The sequence below is a fragment of the Deefgea rivuli DSM 18356 genome (assembly GCF_000620145.1).
Lineage (GTDB): Bacteria > Pseudomonadota > Gammaproteobacteria > Burkholderiales > Chitinibacteraceae > Deefgea > Deefgea rivuli.
Map to the genome: position 1 here is coordinate 108,084 of NZ_KK211083.1, position 24,822 is coordinate 132,905.

19 protein-coding genes and 4 tRNA genes are annotated in these 24,822 nt (G+C 51.7%); 10 read left to right on the forward strand and 13 right to left on the reverse strand.

Features of this window, described 5'->3' with window-relative positions:
• Positions 1–33 precede the first annotated feature (33 nt).
• The 9 genes from tssH to Q320_RS20200 all read left to right on the forward strand — a co-directional run bounded on the left by tssH (position 34) and on the right by Q320_RS20200 (position 11,704).
• A complete protein-coding gene (gene tssH, locus Q320_RS0115425) occupies positions 34–2,673 on the forward strand; it encodes a type VI secretion system ATPase TssH (RefSeq protein ID WP_027469741.1) in 2,640 nt (879 codons plus the stop codon).
• Positions 2,674–2,806: 133 nt separating this feature from the next.
• Positions 2,807–4,267 (forward strand): hypothetical protein, encoded by a 1,461-nt coding sequence (locus tag Q320_RS20190; protein WP_051534815.1) that lies wholly within the window; start codon positions 2,807–2,809, stop codon positions 4,265–4,267.
• Positions 4,264–4,527 carry a PAAR domain-containing protein gene (locus Q320_RS0115440; RefSeq protein WP_027469742.1) on the forward strand — a complete coding sequence of 88 codons (264 nt, stop codon included), beginning with the start codon at positions 4,264–4,266 and terminating at the stop codon, positions 4,525–4,527. The genes Q320_RS20190 and Q320_RS0115440 overlap by 4 nt, the downstream gene beginning before the upstream one ends.
• Positions 4,528–4,665: 138 nt before the next feature.
• Positions 4,666–7,443 carry a type VI secretion system Vgr family protein gene (locus tag Q320_RS20195; protein ID WP_035853988.1) on the forward strand — a complete coding sequence of 926 codons (2,778 nt, stop codon included), beginning with the start codon at positions 4,666–4,668 and terminating at the stop codon, positions 7,441–7,443.
• Positions 7,440–8,222, forward strand: a complete 783-nt coding sequence (gene tla1 / locus Q320_RS0115450) for a toxin Tle1 chaperone Tla1 (RefSeq protein WP_027469743.1) — start codon at positions 7,440–7,442, stop codon at positions 8,220–8,222. Before Q320_RS20195 ends, tla1 begins: the two co-directional genes overlap by 4 nt.
• A gap of 107 nt (positions 8,223–8,329) precedes the next feature.
• Positions 8,330–8,722 carry a DUF3304 domain-containing protein gene (locus tag Q320_RS0115455; protein WP_245591037.1) on the forward strand — a complete coding sequence of 131 codons (393 nt, stop codon included), beginning with the start codon at positions 8,330–8,332 and terminating at the stop codon, positions 8,720–8,722.
• Positions 8,723–8,830: 108 nt separating this feature from the next.
• Positions 8,831–9,046: a hypothetical protein gene (locus Q320_RS21665; protein ID WP_156939088.1), complete on the forward strand. Its 216-nt coding sequence runs from the start codon at positions 8,831–8,833 to the stop codon at positions 9,044–9,046.
• Between the two features lie 52 nt (positions 9,047–9,098).
• Positions 9,099–9,665, forward strand: coding sequence for a DUF3304 domain-containing protein (locus tag Q320_RS0115460; RefSeq protein ID WP_027469745.1), 567 nt, complete (start codon positions 9,099–9,101; stop codon positions 9,663–9,665).
• On the forward strand, positions 9,650–11,704 hold the full coding sequence (locus tag Q320_RS20200; RefSeq protein ID WP_084282695.1) for a T6SS phospholipase effector Tle1-like catalytic domain-containing protein: 2,055 nt from the start codon (positions 9,650–9,652) through the stop codon (positions 11,702–11,704). The genes Q320_RS0115460 and Q320_RS20200 overlap by 16 nt, the downstream gene beginning before the upstream one ends.
• A gap of 138 nt (positions 11,705–11,842) precedes the next feature.
• Here Q320_RS20200 and tssG read toward each other — a convergent pair whose 3' ends face one another.
• Positions 11,843–12,862 (reverse strand): type VI secretion system baseplate subunit TssG, encoded by a 1,020-nt coding sequence (tssG, locus tag Q320_RS0115470; protein ID WP_027469746.1) that lies wholly within the window; start codon positions 12,860–12,862, stop codon positions 11,843–11,845.
• Positions 12,826–14,685: a type VI secretion system baseplate subunit TssF gene (gene tssF / locus Q320_RS0115475; RefSeq protein ID WP_027469747.1), complete on the reverse strand. Its 1,860-nt coding sequence runs from the start codon at positions 14,683–14,685 to the stop codon at positions 12,826–12,828. Before tssF ends, tssG begins: the two co-directional genes overlap by 37 nt.
• Before the next feature lie 224 nt (positions 14,686–14,909).
• On the opposite strand from tssF, the gene tssA reads away from it, so the two are divergent.
• Positions 14,910–16,040: a type VI secretion system protein TssA gene (gene tssA / locus Q320_RS0115480; RefSeq protein ID WP_035853994.1), complete on the forward strand. Its 1,131-nt coding sequence runs from the start codon at positions 14,910–14,912 to the stop codon at positions 16,038–16,040.
• 136 nt (positions 16,041–16,176) lie between these two features.
• Here the strand turns inward: tssA and alkB are convergent, their stop codons facing one another.
• The 11 genes from alkB to Q320_RS0115535 all read right to left on the reverse strand — a co-directional run bounded on the left by alkB (position 16,177) and on the right by Q320_RS0115535 (position 24,721).
• The gene (gene alkB, locus Q320_RS0115485; protein WP_027469749.1) at positions 16,177–16,845 is read right to left on the reverse strand and encodes a DNA oxidative demethylase AlkB; all 669 of its coding nucleotides are present in this window, start codon (positions 16,843–16,845) and stop codon (positions 16,177–16,179) included.
• A 187-nt stretch (positions 16,846–17,032) separates the two neighbouring features.
• The gene (gene ada / locus Q320_RS0115490; protein ID WP_027469750.1) at positions 17,033–18,106 is read right to left on the reverse strand and encodes a bifunctional DNA-binding transcriptional regulator/O6-methylguanine-DNA methyltransferase Ada; all 1,074 of its coding nucleotides are present in this window, start codon (positions 18,104–18,106) and stop codon (positions 17,033–17,035) included.
• 278 nt (positions 18,107–18,384) lie between these two features.
• Positions 18,385–18,460, reverse strand: a tRNA-Met gene (locus Q320_RS0115495).
• 89 nt (positions 18,461–18,549) lie between these two features.
• Positions 18,550–18,625 (reverse strand) — tRNA-Met (locus Q320_RS0115500).
• An 89-nt stretch (positions 18,626–18,714) separates the two neighbouring features.
• Positions 18,715–18,790 (reverse strand) — tRNA-Met (locus tag Q320_RS0115505).
• 47 nt (positions 18,791–18,837) lie between these two features.
• A tRNA-Met gene (locus tag Q320_RS0115510) sits at positions 18,838–18,913 on the reverse strand.
• Between the two features lie 116 nt (positions 18,914–19,029).
• On the reverse strand, positions 19,030–20,019 hold the full coding sequence (locus Q320_RS0115515) for a peptide ABC transporter ATP-binding protein (protein WP_027469751.1): 990 nt from the start codon (positions 20,017–20,019) through the stop codon (positions 19,030–19,032).
• Positions 20,012–21,004 carry an ABC transporter ATP-binding protein gene (locus Q320_RS0115520; protein WP_027469752.1) on the reverse strand — a complete coding sequence of 331 codons (993 nt, stop codon included), beginning with the start codon at positions 21,002–21,004 and terminating at the stop codon, positions 20,012–20,014. Before Q320_RS0115520 ends, Q320_RS0115515 begins: the two co-directional genes overlap by 8 nt.
• A gap of 10 nt (positions 21,005–21,014) precedes the next feature.
• Positions 21,015–21,926 carry an ABC transporter permease subunit gene (locus Q320_RS0115525; RefSeq protein WP_027469753.1) on the reverse strand — a complete coding sequence of 304 codons (912 nt, stop codon included), beginning with the start codon at positions 21,924–21,926 and terminating at the stop codon, positions 21,015–21,017.
• 6 nt (positions 21,927–21,932) lie between these two features.
• Positions 21,933–22,943: an ABC transporter permease subunit gene (locus tag Q320_RS0115530; RefSeq protein ID WP_027469754.1), complete on the reverse strand. Its 1,011-nt coding sequence runs from the start codon at positions 22,941–22,943 to the stop codon at positions 21,933–21,935.
• 179 nt (positions 22,944–23,122) lie between these two features.
• Positions 23,123–24,721: an ABC transporter substrate-binding protein gene (locus Q320_RS0115535; protein WP_035853997.1), complete on the reverse strand. Its 1,599-nt coding sequence runs from the start codon at positions 24,719–24,721 to the stop codon at positions 23,123–23,125.
• Positions 24,722–24,822: the final 101 nt, after the last annotated feature.

Consider the following 24,822-nt stretch of genomic DNA (forward strand, 5'->3'; position numbering starts at 1 on the left):
GCGATCTAATCAATACATTGGATTAAACAACGCATGTCCACTCCCCTCAAAGCCTTAATCTCCCGCCTTACCCCTACTGCGCGTCGTGCTGTTGAAGAGGCGGCGAGTCGTGCGCTTTCGCGTACTCATTTTGAAATTGAAATCGAGCACGTTTTGCTGGCGATTTTGGCGCAGGACGATAACGCTGGGGTGGCGGCGATGCATGCCTTGGGTTTGAGTTTGGATCGCCTGGATCGCGAGCTTGAATCGGCGTTGGCGCAGTTTCGCACTGGCAATACGCGCAATCCGGTGCTGTCGAGCTGGCTGCCCAAATGGCTAGAAAAAGCCTGGCTGATGGCGAGCACTGAGTTTGGTCAGGATAGTGTGTCTACGCTCGATCTGTTGTTGGCGTTGGTGCGCGATGATGCGCTGCGCGCCACGGTGCAAGGGCATTTGACCAGCTTTGTGAAAATGGACGCTCAACGCGCAATTAGTGGGTATGTTGCGCTACGCCAACATGGTGGAGAGCTAGCGAGTAATACATCTGAAATCGCATTGGATGATACGCAGAGTGATAGTACGATCAATCCAGCGACGGTACGCAAAGGCTGCCCCGGGCTGGATAAATACACGATCGATCTCACCGCGCAGGCCAAAGCGGGCAAGATTGATCCGGTCTTGGGCCGTGAAGCTGAAATCCGCCAAATGATCGATATTTTGCAGCGTCGTCGGCAAAACAATCCGATTTTGACGGGTGAGCCGGGCGTGGGTAAAACCGCCGTGGTGGAAGGCTTGGCGCTCAAAATTATTAGTGGCGAAGTGCCGCCGGTATTGCATGGCGTGACGCTACGCACCTTGGATTTGGGCTTGTTGCAGGCGGGCGCGAGTGTGAAAGGCGAGTTTGAAAATCGTCTGCGCCAAGTTATTGACGAAGTCAAAGCCAGCCCTGTGCCGATTATTTTGTTTATCGACGAAGCGCATACCTTGATTGGTGCAGGCGGTGCAGCGGGGCAAAATGATGCAGCCAATTTGCTCAAACCTGCGCTGGCACGCGGCGAATTACGCACCATTGCGGCGACGACGTGGGCTGAGTATAAAAAATATTTTGAAAAAGACGCTGCACTGGCGCGGCGTTTCCAAGTGGTTAAAGTCGATGAGCCTGCGCCAGAAATCGCCGTGCAAATGGTGCGCGGCCTGACGGGCGCGATGGCCAAGCATCATGATGTGGTGATTGTGAATGAGGCGGTGGTGGCGGCAGTGAATTTGTCGAGCCGCTATATTATTGGCCGCCAATTGCCCGATAAAGCGATTAGCGTGCTCGATACCGCTTGCGCGCGCGTCGCTTTGTCGCGTTCGGGTCGCCCTGCGCCGATTGAAGATGTTGAAGTGTTGATCGCTAATATTGAGCGTGAAGTAAAAGCGCTGCAATCCGAAGAAGGCAATGCCGAGCGCATTGCTGAACTCACCACGCAGCGGGAAGCTTTGGAGGGTGATTTGCAAACGCTCATCGCCGCTTGGGAAGCACAGCAAGCGGTGATCGCCGAGATCGAAGCCTTAAAAGCCGCCGCCGATAATAAGCCCACCGCCAAGGGTAAAAAAATCAGCCCGCTGCAAGCCAAACGCACTGAGTTACGCGAGCTGCAAAAATTGCAGCCACTGGCGTACGAATGCGTGGATGCCAATGTAATTGCCGATGTGATTTCCGCGTGGACTGGCGTGCCTTTGGGGCGCATGGTCAGTAATGAATTGGAGCAAGTGCAAAAGCTTGCCGCATTACTTTCTGAGCGCGTGATAGGCCAAGATCACGCTTTGGCGCAAATTGCCGAGCGCGTGCAAATCGCCAAGGCCAATCTGGACGACCCAAGCAAGCCCAAAGGCGTGTTTATGCTGGTTGGCCCATCGGGCGTGGGTAAAACCGAAACCGCCTTGGCGCTGGCCGAATCGCTGTACGGCGGCGAGCGCAATCTGATCACCATCAATATGTCGGAATACCAAGAATCGCACAGCGTATCGGGCTTGAAAGGCTCGCCGCCGGGCTATGTGGGTTATGGCGAAGGTGGTGTGTTGACCGAAGCGGTGCGCCGCAAACCGTATTCGGTCGTGTTGCTCGATGAAGTCGAAAAAGCACATCCCGACGTGCTCGAATTATTCTTCCAAGTGTTTGATAAAGGCATTCTGGAAGACAGCGAAGGCCGCGAAGTCGATTTCAAAAACACCATTATCTTGCTGACGTCGAATACGGGCACTGATTTGGTGATGCGCGCCTGCGATGGCGGCGTGACAGTTGGCGACGAAACCCGCGATCCAACTGCCGATGATTTGATCGAAATCTTGCGTCCTACGTTGCAAAAAACCTTTAAACCAGCCTTCCTGGGCCGCCTGACGATAGTGCCGTATTTCCCGATTGGCGACGAAGTTTTGCGCCTGATTGTGAAGCTCAAGCTCGAAAAAATCGCCAAACGTATTCTGCAAAATCACGGCGCAACGTTGGACTTCCCAACTGAGCTGGTGGATCTGATTGCAGATCGTTGCTTGGATGTGGATAGCGGCGCGCGCGATGCCGATGCGATTCTGACTCGTTCTGTGTTGGCGAAAATCTCTGCGGATCTATTGGCGCGGATGGCGAGTGGCAAGCCCGTGAAGAAAATTACGCTTTCGCTGAAGGGCGATGAAATCAAAGTTAAATTGAGCTAAATGCAGGCGAAAAAGTTTTGGCCTAAGGCCACCTCGTATGGCGAGGTATCGAAGCCGAAGCTAGTACGTGAAGTACAGCGAGGCGAGATAAGGAAGCAAGAAAGCTTTTGCTTAATGAGATAAGGGAAACACAATGCTAGGAACACTGGGCCTGTTTGGCGGGCTCTTTACTGCTTGGTGGTTATTGCTGTGGTGGGTATTGCCGGTGAGCTGGCAAACCATGAGCCCCAGCGTTTTATTGTCGCTGCATCTTGCGCCGCCCATTTTGCTGGGCGTCGTGTGGCGGGTGTGGCAAAAAATCCGTGCGTCCAAGCTCAGTGACATGTTGCAAGCCAAGCAAGACGCAGCAGAGGCTGAGCGAGTTGCACTGCGCGAAGGCGCGCGGCAGCAGCATTTGGCTGACTTGGTCGAGCGCCAGCACGCCGTGCTGTGCCACGGGATTTGGGGCAACGCAGTGGCGGTGAAGCAAGAGCCTGCATGGCTCAATGAATTACCAGAAGGCGCGTATTGGCAAGCTTTATTGGTCGATGACATTGATGCTGACGACGATGCCGCCACGCAGCTAGAGCGGGCGATTGAGCAAGTTTTAAGCGATGTGTATGCCAGTGCGCCCGGCGCGGCGTGGCTGCCACATTACTTTGAAGCGCATACGGATAAAGATGGTCGCGAGCAATTGGCAATGCTCAAATCGGTGCAACAACGCGCCGCTGGGGCGCAATATTTTGAAGAAGCGCCCGCGAGTGTGGATGCGCGTTTTCTGCCCGGCACTGGCGCGCTGATGGTGCGGGTGCAGCAGCTGTTACAGCAAAATGTCAGCGTACCTGGCGTGCTCATTTTGGCCGCCGACACGCCGCTGTTGCAACGAGGAATGGTCGATGAGTGGGATGAAATCGATCCTGAGCACGAGCGCTTGAATGCGTGGTTGGGGATGCCAAGCCAAGCAGCGGTGGCGATGGTGTTTATGCGTGCGCATTTGCCCGAGCCCAAAGAGGCTGTTGTGCGTGAACACAACGACGATGTCTATACGCCGTACTGGGAAAAGCAGCAGCAATACAGCGATGAGGCATGGGGGCGAGTGCCCACAGCGCAGCAAGCTTCTTTGTTCGAACTGCCCGTATTGGCACAACTGCAAGTACCTGTAATGGCTACAGCGCAATACCCCAATCAACAAGCATTCGCACGGGAAATGCATTCTGTATTTGAAAATGCGCTACTGAATGCCGCGATGCGGGATTATCCATTTAGCGAAGAAGACCGCGATTGCAGCAAAGATCAAGCCGAATCGATTGCGTGGCTGGTACACAACAGCGGCGATGTCGATGTGGGTGGTGGGCGTTTGGCGGCGATTTCTGTCGCCTTAAGCCAGCAGCAAGTGCCACTGAATCCGATCGATGAAGCCAGCAATACCGTGTGCGAATGGGGCGATGTTGGCCACGCGAGCAATGTGCTGCAAACGGCGATGGCCGTGATGCATTGCGCACGCCTTGCTGCGCCGGTGGTGTTGGCGCAGTTTTTTGGGGTGAGTGAGGTCGGTTCGAATGAAGCGCAATCCATCAGCCTTGCGCTGGTGCGACCGCAGGAGCAAAACGCATGAAACGTGTGATTCGCATTGGCGATCCTAGCAGCCATGGCGGTGTTGTCATTAGCGCGCAGCCCAAAACCGTTTTATTTGGCAAACCCGTCGCGGTTGTTGGCGACAAAGTCAGCTGCCCAATGAAAGGCCACGGCGTTTGCCCGATTGTAGAGGGCGATCCAACATGGCTCGTTGGCGGAAAAGCTGTCGCGCTGGAAGGTCATAAAACCGCCTGCGGCGCGGCGCTGATTTCGACGATGCCGCAAGTGGGCAAAGGCTAGTTTGTGAGCTGCATCGCAAGTAATACAGACGTTGGAGGGGATAATCGCCAATTGGCTGGCGACAATTCAAAGCTAAGGCAGTGGCGATTTGGCCAAGCCCATTTTACGTAAACAGCACTTTTATCGAATCGATAGTCCATGAACCTCAGCAATCTGCTTGCCTCCTTTGCCTCTGCTTTCAATCAAGAAACGCGTTTAATCTCGCTGCAAGTCGGCGACGGTGCGACTTGGGTAGAGCAGCTTTTGCCGCAGTCGGTAACGGGGCGAGAGGGGGTGAATCAGGCTTATCGCTATCAGATCGATTGTCTGTCGCCCGCCAACGACATAGCGCTGAAATCCTTGCTCGGACTGCCTATTGTGCTGAGCGTGGCGGACGCCAATTGCGACGCGATTGAGCGTTGCGGCGTGGTGTCGCAAGCGCAAATGCTGGGTGCGGATGGTGGTTTTGCGAAGTACCAATTGATCGTCGAGCCGCCGTTTGCGCTCTTACGCCATCGCCGCACTTCGCGCGTGTTTCAGGACTTGTCCGTTCCGGATATCGTCAAGCAAGTACTAGGCGAGCATCAAGCGAATAATTCGGTGTTTGCCGCAGTGCAAACGCTGGATTTCAAACTCAGCGGCGAGCATTTACCGCGCTCTTACTGCCTGCAATATCGCGAATCGGATTATGATTTTCTGGTGCGTTTATTGCACGAAGAAGGCCTCGCTTGGCGTTTTTCGCATCTACCTGCTGACTCCCCACAAGTACAATTAGTGGTGTTTGACGACGCTTTTGCCATCCCCGAAGCCTTGGACAGCCAAGTGCGTTTTCATCGCGCCGATGCAACTGAAGAAACCGATGCGTTGACGCAATGGACCAGCCAGCGCCAAGTCGGCAGCAATAGCGTGTCGCTGGCCAGTTTTGATTACAAAGCAGTCAATATGCAACATAGCGGCGATGACAGCGCGGTGGATCAAGGTGACGGCGGGCAGCAAATCCAAAGTAGTTTTGAAGATTACGACCCGCAAAGCCTCTATTACGCTGGCGATGCCGAGCAACTCAGTCGCTACGCGCAATTGCGCCAGCAAGCACACGATGTGCAAAAGAAATCCTTCTCTGGCTGCGGCACATTGCGTAGCTTGCAAGCGGGGCAATGGTTCCGACTCGAAGATCATCCCGCTCACGAATGGGATAGCGCAGAAGCACGTGAATTTGCAATTACCGGGCTGAACTTCGTTGCCAATAACAATCTGCCGCACGATTTAACGCAGCAACTCTTACAAGTGGCACCGAGTTTATTGGGCTCGGCAAAATTGAGCGTAGGAGCGGGCTCGCCCGCGAATGCACTGTTTGCAAATAGCGTGGCCAGCAACAACAATAATACACCAGTACCGTATCAAGCTGCATTCACCGCACAGCGCCGTGGTCAGCCCATTACCCCTGCTTTTGCTTTAAATGAAACCGATGCACTCGCCAAACCTAAATCACGCGGTGTGCAAACTGCGACGGTAGTGGGCGCGGGAGGCCGTGAGGCCGGTTCAAATCAGTCTGAGAGTGAAGTTCACACCGACGAACTCGGCCGTATCAAGGTACAGTTTCACTGGCAACGCCAAAGCGAACACGCTAACTTTGGTGCGAATCTCGACGACAAATCCTCCTGCTGGATTCGCGTCGCCTACCCAAGCGCTGGCGCAGGCTGGGGCCATCAATTCATCCCGCGCGTTGGCCAAGAAGTATTGGTTGACTTTATCGAAGGCGATATTGATCGCCCGATTGTTACGGGTGTCGTCTACAACGGCAGCCACCCAACGCCAACCTTTAGCGGTGCAGGCACGCTGCCAGCGAACAAAGCGCTGTCGGGCATCAAAACCAAAGAACACGCGGGCGGCCAATATGGCGAACTGTTGTTCGATGACAGCACCGGCCAAGTTCGCACCAAACTCAGTAGCGAACATGCCAAAACCCAACTCAATCTCGGCTACTTAATTCACCCGCGCGCCAATGGCCTAGGCGAAGCCGGTCAAAAACAGTCTGAAACACGCGGTGAAGGTTTCGAGCTGCGCACCGATCAGCAAGGCGCAATTCGCGCTGGCAAAGGCTTGCTACTCACGACTGAGGCGAAAAGTGGTGCAAGCGGCCAGCAACTCGACCGCAACCCAGTCAACAGCCAGCTCGAAGCCGCATTTGAACTGGCCAACAGCCTCGGCGAAGTCGCCACCAAGCAACTCGCCGACAGCATAGAAACGGGGGATAAAGACCAAACCATCAAGCCGGATAATTCAACAGGCGAAAAGAATAAAACCGGCCACCTACACCAGCACGTTCACGCCAGCAAAAGCTGGAGTGCAGGTAGCAACACCGACCTTGAGAGCAAAACTAAATCTGAAGATCAAACCGGCCAGCAACAACTCTTGCTCATCCACGGCCAAGACGGCCTCGCACTGACGACGCCAAATAGTCTGACTCAAACCGCAGGCACAAACCTCGATCAAATCGCGCAGCGCGACAGCAACCAAACCACTGGCCGCCGCTGGATACACAATGTCGGCCAACACATCAGCCTATTTGTGAGCGGCACCAAAGACAAGATTACGATGAAGCTGATTGCGGCGAAAGGCAAGGTGCAAATGCAGGCGCAGAGTGATGACATCGAAATCACTGCCGATAAAAACGTCAAACTGACCGCCATCAAAGGCCAAAATCGCTTTAACGCCAAACAAGAAATCCTCCTCACCGCCGGCGGCGCGTATATCCGCATCAAAGGCGGAAAAATCGAACTGCACGCGCCGGGGAAAGTGAGTTTTAAGGGCGGTAAGCATGATTGGAGTGGGCCAGCCAGTATGAATCTGCCGTTCCCGCAGTTTCCAAATTCGGTTTGTAAAGAATGTTTGCTCAATGCCGCAAAGCAAGCGAATCCGCTGGTGGCTGCCAAATGAAAATACAGGCCGTTCTCGCACACGCAACACCCGAGCAATGTATTGATGTCTTAAATCAACAGTTGCAACAAATCGATTGCGTTTATGTGGATGCCATCATCGATCAAGCTCAGTTAGATGGTCGGCAAAAACGGCAATTGCTTAAGCATCCAGAATTACGGGCACACAGTGTCCTTTTGACTGATTCAGCGCATGCTGATGCGGCAGATATGGGGCCGATTTTGCTGCGCTATGTCGCCAGCACCTCGAGTTTAGAGTTATTAATTAACAGTCAATTTGAATCAAAAAATCTGCTGGTATTAGTGGGGACGGGTGACTTCTTTGAATTAGAAGCGCGTTTAAAAATTAGTTTGCATGCCGAGTGGAATAAAGGTGTAACAAAGGGAGTCTTGCGTTATTACGATCCTCGCGTCATTACTGCGGTCGCACACTGCCTTATGCCAAATTGCCAAGAGTTTCTCTTTGGCTGTGCAGAGACTTGGTATTGGATTGGTCGTGATCAACAGTTGATGTCCCTGTCTGAGTCATCTGGACGTGTTCGCCATGATTTGCTTGCCATTAGCTTGGATGAAGAGCAAGTGCAATACCTTTCCGCATGGCACTTGGCTGAGGTTTGGCGATTGGATGAAGCGTTGATTCCCGTTGATGTCGGTCTGCAAAGCCAAGAGGAAATGATGGCTAAGCTGGTGCAGGCTCATTTAAGCGCCGATCGAGCGCAATTGTGGCAACTTGAAGCGCGCCGTGAGCATATTTATCAACAGCTTAAAGACTTAGCTTAATAATGATGGGTATTGCCATGGATCTACTTAAATATATGCTCTCCAGAGCAATACAGGCTAAGTTGTGTCGGCATTCTTTTGTGCGATATAGCATGATCTCCGTGCTGATGCTAAGCGGGTGCAGCGCGACACCTAAAATTCAATACACCGGCGTGCCGACCGAAGTGGTGCAGACCGACACCAAAATTAGAATTTCAAGTGCAAGTTTTAATGGGGAAGGCATGAGTGCGGGTGGTGGACAAACGTGTTGTGTATGCATTCCAGCGCAATGGCAGGCGGGGCAAACAGTAGAAATTACATGGACGGTTGATCCTAGCCCAGGCCTCAATCCTGGTGGCGTGAAAAAACCGGCTTATAACGCAAATGGAACGAGCAACGACAAAGTCGACGATTGGTATCGGATTCACGAAGCGCAATACACCCAGCACAGGAAGACGATTACTTTGCCGAAGTATCAGGAAATTTGTACGATGCGTGTCGTTTTTTTACCTTGTACATGATGTGGCGGTGGTGATTGATTGTAATGAGGTCAATCAAATTGGAAGGAATTTACCAGGCGGCCAAGCGTGGGAAGTGGAGTATGCACATCGCGTCGGAGGGGATTTGTCATGTCTAAAACCATAAGTCGTGCGAGTGATCAGCTTGCCCCTACATTTTCATTCGAAGGCTATTTGCCGACTGATTTGAATGAGGTGCTGGCGCAACGTCGCAAACAGCAGGCAGAAGTTACTGGATCGTGTATGGCCAAAATTAACCTTTATTCTTGTGGGTATAGGCTTGTAGGCCAATTATTTAATTGGCTATGTATTGATACCCTAAGGTAAAGCTGTTTATCTTATTTAAGAAAACCACTTTTTAAATTTTCTGAGTCTTGTTATGAATATGTTCTCCCTGCGCGCAGTGTGTCTTGTGCCGATTTTAATTGTACTCAGCGCATGCAGCGCGACACCGAAAATCCAATACACCGGCGTGCCGACCGAAGTAGTTCAAACGGATACGAAAATTCGGATTACAGATGCGAGTTTTAATGGTGAAGGCCTGAGTGCGGGCGGTGGGCAAACGTGCTGCGTACGCATTCCAGCGCAATGGCAGGCGGGGCAAACAGCAGAAATTACATGGACGGTTGATCCTAGCCCAGGCCTCAATCCTGGTGGCGTGAAAAAACCGGCTTATAACGCAAATGGAACGAGCAACGATAAAGTTGATGATTGGTATCGGATTCACGAAGCGCAATACACCCAGCACAAGAAGACGATTGCTTTGCCGAAGTATCAGGAAATTTGTCTTGTGAAAGTAATTTTCTTACCTTGCAACGATGTCACTACCATTATTGATTGCAATGAACTCAATCGGATTGAAAATAATTTGCCGACGGGAGGTCCGAATAGAAAAGTCGAGTGGATCCGTGCCGCAGGGGGGGATTTATCATGTCTAAAACGATAGTTGCTTCTAGCGCACAGCTAGCGCCTGTATTCCCAGCTAAAGGCTATTTGCCGACTGATCTAGCTGAAGTACTGGCGCAGCGCCGTAAGCAGCAGGAAGAAATCAGCGAGTCGTGTATGGCCGCGCGGGCGGAAGGAAAGGCTGCGCCTTGTGATCAGGTGCTAAATATTAGTTTGTTTTTTGATGGGACAAATAATCATCAAGAGTCGGATAGTAAGGCGCAACCACGTAATACAAGTAATGTAGCGCGACTATTCCATTCCACGATTAACGATGATGACGCTGTTAAATGTGGCTATTTTACTTATTACGTGCAAGGCGTCGGCACTCAGTTTGTCGAGATTGATGAACAAAAACCTGATCCTGATGGCCTGAAATACGCCAGCGGAGGCGAGCGGCGGATCTTGTGGGGAATGACGCGTTTGATTGATGCGTTACGTCGAAGTGTGGGGCTAGGTATCTTTGATCTTCTTGCGGCAAAGGCCTTGATTCGCAAAATGGAAGTAACAGAAGTGCAAGCCAGAAGCCAGCGCGGCAATGTGAATGAATACCGCCGGGCCACGACAAAAGAACGCGTGGCAGCAATGACAGAGGCCTTGGCCCCCATCGAGGCACAATTGCAGAGTTATACGCCTAAGGTATTGAAAATTAAGTTATTTGTGTATGGATTTTCGCGTGGAGCTGCCGAAGCGCGGGCTTTTGTTGGGCGTTTGGCTGAGGTGTGTGGTAAGGGTTTGCTGGGTACGACTCAGATTCCAATTTCGATTCAATTTCTGGGTTTGTTTGATACGGTTGCGTCGGTTGGGCTTGCCAGTGTGGTTGGTGGTGCCGAAGGACATATGGATTGGGCCGATGACAGTATGCAGCTGCCCGATGATACTAACTTGCTACAAGTGCATTCGTGCGCGCATTTTGTGAGCGCGCACGAGCAGCGCCTGTGTTTTCCTGTTGATTCTGTGCGAAAAAAAGATGGCTCTTATCCTGCCTCGGTGATCGGTGAGTGGGTTTATCCGGGCGTGCATTCAGACGTTGGCGGTGGTTATCCGCCGGGCGATCAGGGTAAGGCGATGGGTGAGCAAGGTTTGCTCATCTCGCAATTGGGTTTGCATCACATGTATCGTCTGGCTTTTGCCGCAGGTGCGCCGCTGCAAATTAAACGGAATGATGCATTTAATGCTCATCCTGACAAATTGGCAGTGATAGAAAGTTGGCGATGGATGGATGACCACACAGAAAAAGAGTTTGACCTGAAAAATCAATTAATCAGTCGTTTTAATCGTTGGCGAGCGGTCGCTGGTGGTGATGCTTCAGTGGATGAGTTATTAATGCGCCAAACTGCACAACTGACTGCGTGGCGAATTTTGCGTTATGCCGGCGGTTTGCGTGATGCGAATAACCGCATTCAGCCGAATGGGCAAGGGCAAAGCCAGGCCGATTATTATCGCCAAGCCAAGGATGACCCAGAATGGCTGATTGAGCAGCAGAAGAAGGAATGGGAAAAACAGAGTAAAGCCCCATCAACTAATGCTGAACCGGTCGTTTTGAGGAATCCACAGGATCCAGAGCAAACCGCACCATATAAGCCCAATAAAGCCAAAACATTTGAGCCTGCACGCGATCAAACCCAGCTACGCGAGGCGGCGGATGAATTTGAAAAGCATTACCTAGGCCAGTACCGGCCACAATCATTTACCGGTGGGCTTGCCTCGTTTGCGCTGGGATTTACTCGCGTTTTTAGCGAAGATTGCGGGAGTGAATATGGCGACCTTAGGGAGGAAGGTGAGGAGCAGTATGCCGAGCTGATTAAGCCAGAAAACGCTGAGCTAGTCGCTTTTTATGACAACCATATCCATGATTCACGCGCATGGTTTATGCATTCTTCCTTAAAGGCGCGTGAGCCCAACGGCAGTTATTTCCGTTATCGAACGATCTTCTATTCGGACGGCAATACCAATAAAAAGGAAGTGATTTGTAAGGCGCCATCCCGCAAACAACAAGCGCAGAAATCAAATGCAACTCAACACGCGGAAGTAATGTAAAGGCTTAGTTGCTTCTCCACTTTGAGGTTCATTTTTCTGCTGTCGCTTGCAGGGGCAATTTATGGCATTTGGCGGTTGCCGAACAGTATTTGAATTTTATTTTCTGCGGGGAGCCAATAAGCATCGTGATCGGTATGCCTATGCCAACAAACAATACTGCATATCATTCGGATGATGGTCGATTTTGCCTAGCCAGCAGCTGCCGCCTAAGCGTAGGCCTTGTTCTGGTTTGAGCTGTGCGGTGGGGACGTCACGCTGATCGAGGATCAAGGTAACATCGCAAGCCAGACCGTGGCCGAGGGTGAATTTTAAAAAGGCTTGCAGCGCTTTTGCGCCGTCGCCGCCAGCTTGTAGCGCGTCAAATTGCGCCCAGCGTAGCGGGCCTAATTTTAAATTGAGTTTGGTTTGTCGATCCCACACGCGATCGCCCGCAAAGGCCGAAATGCCTAGCTCGCAAAATTGACCGCCGAGCTGGCTTTGTTCTGCGCTGGGTAATTTCATCCACTGCCCAGCAAATTGCGCTAGCTCGGCGCGAAAGCCAAAAAAGCCTTCGATTAAAGTGGTTAATGCTTGCGCCGAGATTGGTTTTTGGCTGAGCAGCCCTGCGTAATAAATAAACAAACTTTCATCTTGTTGCGCGCCTTGCCCCATTTGTGAGCGCAAGGCGGCCAGACCCATGCCGCCCAAATCGAGCAGATTGCGGCTAAATCCATCGGGTTCGCCGCTTTCGACATGCAGCCAAAAGCGATATTTCTTCCACGCGGCATAAAACAAAGCCACGGCGCGGTGGCTGAAAATATCTAGAAAAGCATGCAAAGTTGGATCGCGGAACTGCTGGCGTCGCTCGATTAATAGCTCGGTATAACTGGTCGGCAGCACGCCGCTGGGGCCGGTGAGGCCCATAAATGCAATTTCTAATTCATTCAGCGCGCCGTCTGTCGTCGCCACATTGCTGTAGCGCGTCATTTCGCTGGCGGGGAAGGCTAAATTGGCAATCGTCCGAAAGCGCAGGCGCTCAGGCAGCGGGCCGCGACGCTCGCCGCGCTTTTTGGCGGTGAGCCCTAAAATCCGTACCGCTTGAAAAAAGCGGTAGGACGTGGGATTGGCAAGCAGCTCTTCTTCTAAATGACGAGGGCTTCGCCGGCTCGGGCTGGCCATGTGGCTACGTCCTCATTTTGATGTTTGGTTTTCACGCGCAGGCGCGTAAAGCTATTGGGCGCGCAGTACAGCGCAAAGAAACGTTCTAACACGCTGGCAAATAAATACACGCTGCCGCCGACGTAATAACTTTCGTCGAGCGTTAAAACGATCTCGGTGCCGCGCACAAAGCCGGCAAAATCGCGCCCCAATACGCGAGTGACTGCGGGCGCGCTGGCGATTTCGCTGATGCCTTGAATTTGTTTGGTATTCACTGCTGAATCGGTTTGATTGTACAGAACCAGCATTTCTTGCAGCGCCGAGCGTCCAGATTCAATCAGCGATAAATAATTGAGCGATAGATGCGAAATCAAACGCCATTGCAGGCCGCGTTTTTGTGGTGGGCGCAAGCTGGCCGTCGGTTTACGCAGCAGGCGAACGCGCTTGACGACTGAATGCCCAGGCAAAGTGAAATCGGTATGCTGGCCTGATTGATTACCACCAAATGGGATCATTTCCGGTAAATCACGATTGCTACAGAGCATTTCAATACTTAATACTTCGGCACTCGGGCGCACCGGATCGAAATCTAAATCGACCAAATGCAGCTCTAAATCAGTGCCTTTATCATCTGGGCGAGGCGAGGCTTCGCGGCTGGCGTGCCAATAAAATTTAGGCCCCGCTTGATCCACTCCGTGGCGGATTGCGTAAAACGGCAACACTTCTTCGCTGCTTTCATTGCTGCCGGTTTTTTCGACGCGAACGACTTTACGTAGCTGCATCACTTCAAACGCTTGCTGTTTGCGCGCATCAGCGATGACGGGATAGCTGGCTTTTTGGTGCGTGACGCGGATCGGTTCGCCTTGGTGCACAAACAAATTCACAATCGGCGTGCAGCCTAATTTGAAATGCGTAGCCTGCAAATGGTGCAATAGTCGAGCGTGGCGTTCGGTATCGGGCCAACGTTTAATCAAGCACTGGATCACCAGTTTGCCACCACGAATGGCGCGCGTGACGGAGGCTAATTGCTGCAATTCAACGAATAAAAATTTATCGGGGAAACTAAAATATTCGGTCAGTAAACGATAGCCTAAGAACGAGCGCTCATCGTATTCCAGCATGCCTTCGTCGCGGCCAAAGCCGACGGGTTGCAAGGCCGATGCGGGCAAGGAGCGCGTGACGCTCGGATCATCACTGCCATCACCGACGCGCACGCTCAGCGTATCGGAGAGTAAAAGTTCATACACCAAGTGCATCAGTGCTGGTTCACCATCCAAGAAAAAGCGCAGCGATTGCAAATCAATATCCGCAATCGGCAGTCCCGCATGGGTATCTAGCTCAAACGTTAATATGGCTGCGGCATCGGGGGCAATACGTCGTAGGCGTGTTGAGCTACTACAGAGTTCGATTTTGGCGCTCGTGAGCGAGAGCGGATACAGATCGACTGGATAACACGAGCGAAATTTGCAGGTAATGCCCTGAATGGCGGGCGCATGCACCGCTTGGCCACGCGCAATCGTGTAGCGCTTGGTGATTTCTGGGCGGGCGGGATCGCACTCGTATTGCACAATGCTGGACGATGGAATTGGGCGTAAATAATGCGGATACAAGACATCCAAAAAGCTGGCTGCGACTTCTGGATATTCATCATCGAGTTTTTTGTGGATTCGCGACGCTAAAAAGGCAAACGATTCAATCAAACGCTCGGTGTGCGGATCTTCACATTGATCGCCTTCTAATTGCAGGCGGCCTGCAATTTTGGGGTAGCGGCGGGAAAATTCACCCGATAATTCGCGCAATAAGCTCAGCTCGCGCTCGTAATACGGTAGTAATGAATCTAGCATGCGGGCACAGCTTCCTCAGATAGAGCAACTTCCGTGCAATCAGGCTCATATTCGAGCCCGCAGCGTGTTGCATAAGGCTGACATTATCTGCTACTGCTGCGTAATTATGAAAGTTTTTGTTACCCTGAGTGAGTAATCTCACTCGCCTTGCACAATTGTGTGATTCACAATAAGGCGCTTGGGCCGCAAGCCAGACTTTTTGTTAGACAAGAGCTTTAATCGATATGAATATTCCAGAAAAATTAGCGCTACTTCTTGCACCGATTAGTGCCGATCAAGTCGCCGGCCAAGATCTTGGCTATTCGCCATTGTTTGACCAAATTCGCGAAGCGCGCCGTGCCGATGATCCAACGCTGTCGCAAGGCGAATGGGGGCAGCAGCTTAAAACGGCCGATTGGAACAAAGTCATTCAGCTGTGTGAACAAGGCCTCAGCCAGCAAAGTAAAGATTTGCAGCTCGCCGTTTGGTATGGCGAAGCCTTGGTTAAAACCCGTGGTTTTTCGGGCGCGCAATTGGCTTTGCAGCTGCTCGACGGCATGCTTGAACAATATTGGGAAACGTGCTATCCCGAATTTGATGCCGATGATTTAGACGAGCGCGTGGGCAAATTAGAGTGGTGCAATAGCCAGCTAGGCATGGCGTTACGTGAAGTGCCGCTCACTGATCCGCATCATGGCGGCTATCACTGGCACCACTGGCAGGAATCGCGCGATGTTGAAAATATCGGCCTGAAAGATTATCAAGCCAAAGAACACGCTATTGCTGAGGGCAAGCTGTCTGGCGATGTGTTTAATAAAAGCGTGAATGCCAGTGGCTCTGCGTGGTTTCATCAGCTGCACGCGCAGCTTGAGCAAGCACAAGCTGCTTATCAAGCTTTTGATGCACGGATAGACGCGCGCTTTGCGCATGCCGCGCCCGGCTTGGCCGAGCTACGCAATGCACTCAATGCCTGCCAAGAAGTCGTTAACCGCCTGCGCCTGCAATGGGGTGAGCCTGCTCCTGCCGCGCCAGTTGTACCAGTTGCTACGGGCAGCCTACTCACTGCACCAATCGCCTCTAAAGTAGTCGAGACTATGTCCAATCCTGCCGCCCCCGCACATCACGCCCCGCAAGCTGTTTATACAGCTGCTGTCGCCCATGGCCCAATTCAAAATCGCGCCGACGCAGTGCGCCAGCTGCAAGAAGTTGCCCGATATTTCCGTCAGCACGAACCGCACAGCCCAGTGGCACTACTGGCCGAGCGCGCGGCAAAATGGGCGGAAATGAGCTTGGAAGAATGGCTCAGCTCGGTGATTAAAGATGATTCGACTTTGGGTCAATTGAACGAGTTACTGGATATTCGGCGAGATGCTTAAGCGCAGGCGTGTCGCTGTGGCTAGTTATTTTCTAGTTATTGAATCCAATAAGCCTTGATGTTGGCTTTAAGGGTATATCTATCTAAACAATGTTGGATAAGCTCTGGGTAGATATACCTACAGCACTATTTTTGCATCAGCAAACGCGCTGCGTGTTGGCTACACGAACTTGGCGTAGTGTTAAGTTGATTCGGCAAGCTGCGGTGGCAGGGTGAATGCCGTCTTTGACCGTCAGTACGCCGTGATAGCGCAATCTGGATGCGCCGCCAAATACGATAACGTCGCTGTGAACGAGCGGGACTCGCATTGCTGGATCGCTGCGCTGCAGGCCGCCCCACAAAAAAATCGCGGGCAGGCCGAGTGAAATCGACACAATCGGCGCGCTAAAATTACCTTCGTTTTTATCCTGATGCAGCCCCATTTTTGCGCTTGGCGCATAGCGATTGATGAGGCAGGCGTTGGGGGAAAAATCCTTAAATCCCGCCTTCGCGGCTGCATTTTTCGCTAGATCAAGCAGCGCTATGGGTAGCGCTGGCCATGGCTGACCGCTGAGTGGGTCAAGCGCGCTGTAGCGATAGCCGTTCTGGTCGCTGATCCAGCCAAACTGGCCGCAATTACTCATCGCCACCGACATCACTCCACTGGGCGTGAGCATCTGCCTAAATGGTGCTGCGCGGGTAATGTCGTCAACACAGCCAAGTAAATTGCGCGCTGCATCCAGTGCAAAACCGCGCAGCAAGAGCGCGCCGTCGCTGAGTACCGTGTTGCGCATTGCCGCATCGTCGGCAAATAAATCATTCGTCATCGAGGGGGGGCATTGTTGAGTTCATGGCTTAAGGTTACAGTTGATGATGTTGCGCCATGCAAAATAATCCCCAAAGCAGGCCTTAGAGCTGAATGCCGCTTAGATTGATTGTTGTGGGTATTACTCTGTAGCCAATTATTAACAAGATCTATATTCACATACCTAATCAACAATATGAGCGGAGCCTTCATGTTTTGGCCTCGCATTCAAGTAGCGCGCGTTTGCGTTCGATTCCCCAACGATACCCTGATAAGCCACCGTCATTGCGCACCACGCGATGGCAGGGAATGGCGACTGCCAGTGGATTGGCGGCGCAGGCTTGTGCGACGGCGCGGGCTGATTTGGGCTGGCCGATTTGGCGTGCAATCTCGGAATAACTCGCCGTGCTGCCGACGGGGATTTCGCGTAGCGCTTGCCAAACGCGTTGCTGGAAGACGCTGCCGCTAATATCCAGCGGTAGATTTAGCCCCAGTTTAGGCATGTCAACGAAACCGACCACTTGCGCCACCCATTGCTCAAACGCGGTATCGCCACCGACGAAATCAGCTTTAGCGAAACGATTTTGCAAATCTTCAATCAGCATTTGTGCATCGTCGCCCATCAAAATCGCACAAATCCCGCGCTCGCTGGCAGCCACTAAAATCGCGCCCAGCGAGCATTCGCCAACGGCGAAATGAATTTGCATTTTGGTGCCGCCAGAGCGAAACGCAGCGGGTTTCATACCCAGCATTTGATCCGATTCGGCATAAAAGCGGCCGTTCGAGTTATAGCCCGCCGCATACATCGCCTCGGTGACATTGCTGCCGCTGCTTAATTGCTGCCGCACTTTGCTGGAACGATGCGCGGTGGCGTAGGCCTTGGGCGTGATGCCGGTGATCGCTTTGAAAATGCGGTGTAGATGAAAAGTGCTTAACTGCGCCAGTTCGGCTAATTGAGCCAAACTTGGCGGCGTGTCGGCTTGCTCGATATGGCGGCACAGGTCTGCGATGAGTTCGGCGTATTGCTCAGTCAGCGGCGCTTGCCTTGGGCGGCAGCGTTTGCAGGCGCGAAACCCTGCTTGTTCGGCGTCATCGGGCGTAGTAAAAAATTGTACGTTTTCCGGTCTAGGCGTACGTGCGCCGCAGGAAGGGCGGCAATACACGCCGGTCGTTTTGACCGCGTAATAAAAGTCACCATCGCGCGTTGCATCGCGCCCAGTCACCGCCAACCAGCGCGAGTCGCGGAGGGTGTCAGAAGCAAGTTGGGTCGTTTGCTTAGGCATTAAGTTATTCCCTGGCAGAGAGCGAAGTCATTAATCCCTACTTTACACCGCTAGCAATCGGCAAACACTCCGATTATTGCTTTTGAATTCACAAGTTTTTAAGCGCTGTTACAACGCGCTATTTAGCTGTCTGTGAAGTAAGCTTTATAATGGGTATCTCTATGTAATCCCTATAGAGTAATGGCTACGTGGTAATACATAGTTATGGTATTGATGTGTATTTAGGAGAGGAAATCAGGACGCAAAAAAACCTAAGCTTGAGGCTTAGGTTTTTTTATTGGTTGCGGGAGTAGGACTCGAACCTACGACCTTTGGGTTATGAGCCCAACGAGCTGCCAACTGCTCCATCCCGCGTCTGTACTGGGTTTCTGCTGAAAAATACAACGTGCAGAAACTAAAAAACCACCGATCCAATTAAGCATGAATCAGTGGCTTAGAGTGTTTGGTTGCGGGAGTAGGACTCGAACCTACGACCTTTGGGTTATGAGCCCAACGAGCTGCCAACTGCTCCATCCCGCGTCTGTACTGGGTTTCTGCTGAAAAATACAACGTGCAGAAACTAAAAAACCACCGATCCAATTAAGCATGAATCAGTGGCTTAGAGTGTTTGGTTGCGGGAGTAGGACTCGAACCTACGACCTTTGGGTTATGAGCCCAACGAGCTGCCAACTGCTCCATCCCGCGACTGTTTTGCTGCTCTACAAACTTCGACTTGGCTTGCGAAGTAGGTCTGGTTGCGGGAACAGGACTCGAACCTGTGACCTTCGGGTTATGAGCCCGACGAGCTGCCAACTGCTCCATCCCGCGACAGAGAGGCCGAACTATATAGTTGATACTGCGCTGCGTCAATGCTTTTCTGTATTTGCTTTGTCATGGACGGTGAAAAATAGATTAAATGACAAAGACTTAGCGCAACGGTGGCCTTAGATTGTTCCGATTTCCTCTACGCGGTGGCAGGCGATCATGCGGCCAGCAAACGGTCGCAATGCAGGAACTTCAGCCTTGCAATGCGCATTGGCATACGGGCAGCGTGTGTGGAAAGTACAGCCTTGTGGTGGATTGATCGGTGAAGGTAATTCGCCGATCAATTTCACTTTCTCACGCCGATTTTCGGCGCGGATCGCCGGTGTTGCCGACATTAAAGCGCGTGTATATGGATGCAAAGGCTGCTCGAAAATACTCGTTTTCGGGCCATATTCAACGGTGCTGCCAAAGTACATCACCATCACGTCGTCAGCGACGTGCTCAACGACGGCGAGATTATGGCTAACAAATACATAGGCCGTGCCGAGCTGATCTTGCAAATCCATAAACAGATTCAAAATCTGCGCTTGAATCGACACGTCGAGCGCCGAAGTTGGCTCGTCGGCAACGAGTACCGCCGGTTGCAACATCATCGCGCGCGCAATGGCGATCCGCTGGCGCTGGCCGCCAGAAAACATATGCGGGTAGCGATGATAATGTTCAGGGCGCAGACCAACCGTTTTGAGCATCTCGTGAACGCGGGTTTTGCGCTCTTCGGCGCTCAATTCGGTATTGAGTAGCAAAGGTTCGCTGAGCATATCGCCGATTGTTTTGCGCGGATTTAAGCTGGCAAATGGATTTTGAAACACCATTTGCACTTTTGGACGCAAAATTTTCAGCGCGCTTTTACCCGCTGTCGCGATATCGATGTCATCAATCATTAAATGACCCGATGACGGTTCTTCGATCAGCGTGAGTTGGCGCGCCAGCGTCGATTTTCCACAGCCCGATTCACCGACGACGGCGAGGGTTTTACCGGCAAAGAGTTCAAACGACACATCGTTCAGCGCTTTGACCGTGGCGGTGCCTTTTAAAAAACCGCGCCCGACGTGGTAATGCCGAGAGAGGTTTTTGGCAATCAGAATGGGCGTTCGAATAGTATCACTCATGGCTAGGTATACCGTCAGAGTCTAATGGTGTAAAGCAGCGCACGCTGGTACATGCTATGGGTACTAGCGGTGGCTTTTGCTCAATACAGGTTTGATTGGCGTATGGGCAGCGCGGGCTGAGTAAGCAGCCGACGGGTCTATCGTATTGCCCCGGCACAACACCGGCGAGCGTAGCTAAGCGGCGCGCGCCTTTGCTGTGCTCTGGAATCGAGCTGAGCAGCGCTTGTGTATACGGATGGCGCGGCGCTGCGAATAGCGCGTCGGTTTTGCTGGTTTCGACGACTTCACCGGCGTACATAACGACCATGCGCTCGGCGATTTCAGCGACGACGGCCAAATCATGGGTGATTAAAATCAGCGCCATATCATTCTGCTTTTGCAGATTAACCAGCAGCTCCATGATTTGTGCTTGCACTGTCACGTCGAGTGCGGTGGTCGGCTCGTCGGCGATCAACAGTTTGGGCTTACAGGCAATCGCCATCGCAATCATCACGCGTTGGCTCATGCCGCCGGAGAGTTGATGTGGATAAGCATTCAGGCGTGATTTGGCGTCAGGGATTTCAACTTGCTCTAGCAATTCCAAAGCGCGTGCGGTTAATGCGGCACCGCGCAGTGGGGTATGTTGCTTGAGGGTTTCCATTAGCTGGTAGCCAACGGTATACGCTGGATTTAAGCTAGTCAGTGCATCTTGGAAAATCATCGCAATATCACGGCCAATGATTTGGCGTTTTTGCGACGCTTTCATCCCGATGAGATCTTGCCCTGCAAACGTCAGCGCGTCGGCAGTAACAATGCCGGGCGCGTCAATCAAGCCCATCATCGCCAGCATCGTGACCGATTTTCCTGAACCTGATTCGCCGACAATCCCGATGATTTCGCCAGTATTGATGCTTAAATCAAGGCCAGAAACCGCACGGAAAGGATTGCTGCCACTGCTGATGTTGCCGAATGTCACATTCAGATTGCGGATGTCTAATAAACTCATCTTATTGACCTCACGCCAGTTTTTTCAGTTTCGGGTCGAGCGCATCACGCAGCCCGTCGCCCATCAAATTAAGTGCGATGACGGTAATCAAAATCGCAATACCGGGCATGGTCACCACCCACCATGCGCTTTCGATGTAATCCCGAGCTGATGCCAGCATCGTGCCCCATTCAGGTAGCGGCGGCTGTGCGCCCAAACCCAAAAAGCCCAGTGCGGCGGCATCCAAAATCGCCGCAGAAAATCCCAGCGTGGCTTGCACAATTAAAGGCGCCATGCAGTTAGGTAATACGGTATTGAACATCAGGCGCAATTGGCCCGCACCCGCCAAACGACTGGCAATCACATAGTCTTTGTGCAATTCAGTCATCGCCGATGCGCGCGCTAAACGTACGTAAGAGGGTAGCGATACAATCGCAATCGCCAACATCGTATTGGTGAGGCCTGGGCCTAAAATCGCAACAATCGCCACCGCTAAGAGCAAAGACGGTAAGGCCAGCATCACGTCCATCAGCCGCATGATCGCATCGCCAATTTTGCCCGGATAAAACGCGGCGATTAGGCCGAGAATCACGCCGGGAATCAGTGACAGCAAAACCGAGACCAAACCAATGGTGAGTGATAATTGCGAGCCATGCATAAGGCGCGACAAAATATCGCGGCCCACTTCATCGGTGCCGAGAATAAATTTCCAAGAGCCGCCTTCTAACCACGCTGGCGGAGTTAGAAAAGCATCACGGTATTGCTCGATAGGGCTGTGTGGCGCTAGCACAGAGGCAAATACTGCCACTAAAACTAAACAGGAAAAATACAGCAAGGCGATGAGTGCGCCGCGATTGGCGCGAAACGATTGCCAAAATTCAGCTAGTGGCGATGGATGTGAGAATTGAACTTCAGTAGTAGGTGTAGAGGCTATGGTTTGCATTTCACCTTACCTCGCGTGACGAATGCGCGGATTGATAACGCCATACAGGATATCAACCAGCAAGTTAACAAAAATAATCATCGTGGCGATGAGCAAAATACCACCTTGGACGACGGGATAATCACGGCGCGCAATCGAATCGATCAGCCATTTACCAATGCCGGGCCAAGAGAAAATGGTTTCGGTGAGTACCGCGCCAGCCAATAGCGTGCCGACTTGCAGGCCAATGACGGTAACGACAGGCATCAACGCGTTGCGTAGTGCGTGAACAATAATAATGCGCGAACGCGAAAGACCCTTCGCGCGTGCCGTACGGATATAGTCTTCGCGCAGCACTTCCAGCATCGATGAGCGTGTCATGCGAGCGATGACGGCCATCGGGATCGTTCCTAAGACAATCGATGGCAAAATTAAATGCATCACTGCTGATTTGAACGCGCCTTCTTCACCTGATAGCAAAGTATCAATCAACATAAAGCCCGTGACGGGCGGGATGTCATATTCCAATGCAAGGCGGCCTGAAACAGGTGTCCAGCCCAGATGTACTGAAAACAGCATAATTAGGATTAGGCCCCACCAGAAAATCGGCATCGAATAACCGGTGAGCGCTGCGCCCATCACGGTATGGTCAATAATCGTGCCGCGTTTCGTTGCCGCCAGCATGCCAGCGGCCAAGCCACAGACGACGGCAAATAGCATCGCACAGACTGAAAGCTCAACCGTGGCGGGGAATAATTTGAGAAATTCGGCAAAAACCGGTTCGTGCGTGACGATGGATTCGCCCAGATTGCCATGCAATAACTTGACGAGATAATCCCAATATTGCACGTACAAGGGTTGATCCAGCCCCATGCGTTGCATCGCGGCGCGGTAGAACTCGGGATCAAGTCGGCGCTCGCCGACTAAGAGCAAGACGGGATCACCCGGAATCATATGAATCAGCGCAAAGGCCAGTAGCGTAATACCCAAAAAGGTAGGAATTGCGACTGAGATGCGCTTGAAGATAAAACTAAACATAAGCACTCTCCCCGTGAAAAGTGGCACGGGCTTAGATAAGGTTTAAGTCAAAGTATTGCGCCTTTGCCGTACTGAATGTACTGCTTGTGGCTTAACTTAGTACTTAAAAGGTGGGAATAGCCCAGCCTGTGAAAGGCTGGGCGGAACTGCTGGTTACGTTAAAGTTTTTGCAGCGCGACTTATTTTACTGTGACGCCATAAAATGAATTTAAACCAAACGGACTCACTTTAAAACCTTCCACTGATTTGCTCACGGGTTGATACACCGTTGAATGGGCGATCGTCGTAAATGGCAATTCACGTTTGAAGACTTCTTGCGCCTTTTCGTACAGCTTGGTGCGCTCGGCTTGATTGGTTAGCGTGCGGGCTTTGACAACAGAATCATCGAATTCTTTATTGCACCAACGTGAGTAATTGTTACCACCCACAGCTTCACAGCCCAGATTTACGCCCAGCCAGTTATCAGGATCACCATTGTCGCCAGTCCAGCCAATCATCAAGGTGTCGTGCTCGCCGGCTTTAGCGCGCTTGATGTATTCGCCCCATTCGTAGCTAACGATTTTGGCTTTAATGCCCACTTTGGCCCAATCGGCTTGAATCATTTCGGCCATTAATTTGGCGTTTGGATTGTAAGGGCGTTGCACTGGCATTGCCCAAAGCGTGATTTCAGTGCCTTCAGCGACGCCCGCTTTTTTCAGCAAGGCTTTCGCTTTGACTGGATCGTAAGGCGCGTCTTTCAATTTTTTATTGTAAGACCATTGCGTTGGCGGCATTGGATTGGTCGCTGGCTGGCCTGCGCCTTGGTAGACTGCGGCCAAAATCGCTGGTTTATTGATCGCCATATCAAGCGCTTGGCGAACTTCCAATTTATCCATTGGTTTGTGCTGCACGTTGTAGCTAAGCCAACCGAGGTTAAAGCCTGCTTGTTGCAGTAAGTTTAATTTTGGATTGGCTTGAATCGCTTTCAAATCCGCAGGGCGCGGGTAAGCCATCACTTGGCATTCATTTTTTTGCAATTTTTGGTAACGAACTGAAGGATCTGTCGTGATGGCAAAAATCAGTTTATCCAACTGGACTTCGCCTTTGCGCCAGTAATCAGGATTACCGTCATAACGAATGCTGGCGTCTTTTTGGTACGATTTGAAAACAAATGGGCCAGTACCAATCGGCTGCGTATTGATCTGGTTGGCTTTGCCGGTTTTGAGTAATTGATTTGCGTATTCTGCGGAGTGGATAGACGCAAATGACATCGCCAAGTTTTGCAAGAAAGCGGCATCAACGGTTTTGAGTTTGATGCGAACAGTATGCGCATCGACTTTTTCGATGGCGACAATATTGCTATCCAGACTCATGTCAGAAACATAAGGGAAATCAGCGGGCGCGGCTTTATTAAACGGATGATTTTTATCAATCATGCGCTGGAAAGTGAAGACAACGTCTTCGGCATTAAATTCGCGCGTTGGTTTGAAATACGGCGTGGTGTGGAACTTCACGCCTTTACGCAAATTAAATGTATATGTCAGACCATCAGCCGATACATCCCATTTTTCTGCTAAGCCAGGGCGAATTTGCGTTGAGCCGCGCTCGAATTCAGTTAGGCGGTTAAAAATCGTTTCGGCAGAAGCATCAAAATCGCCACCAGTCACTTGGCGAGTTGGATCAAAACCGGAGGGACTTGCTTCGGAGCAATAAATCAAAGTCTTATTGGCAGCGAGCGTCGTGCCAGCAAGCAAGGCTAGCGTGGTGGCTAGCATCAATTTGCGCAGTTCAAAATGCATTGAATATTCTCCGAAATAATAAAAAAGGCCGTTAAATGTTTTTAATTTAACGGCCATGCTAAAGGCTAAGGGGCAGTGCCCAAATCGGGAATATCCCGCAC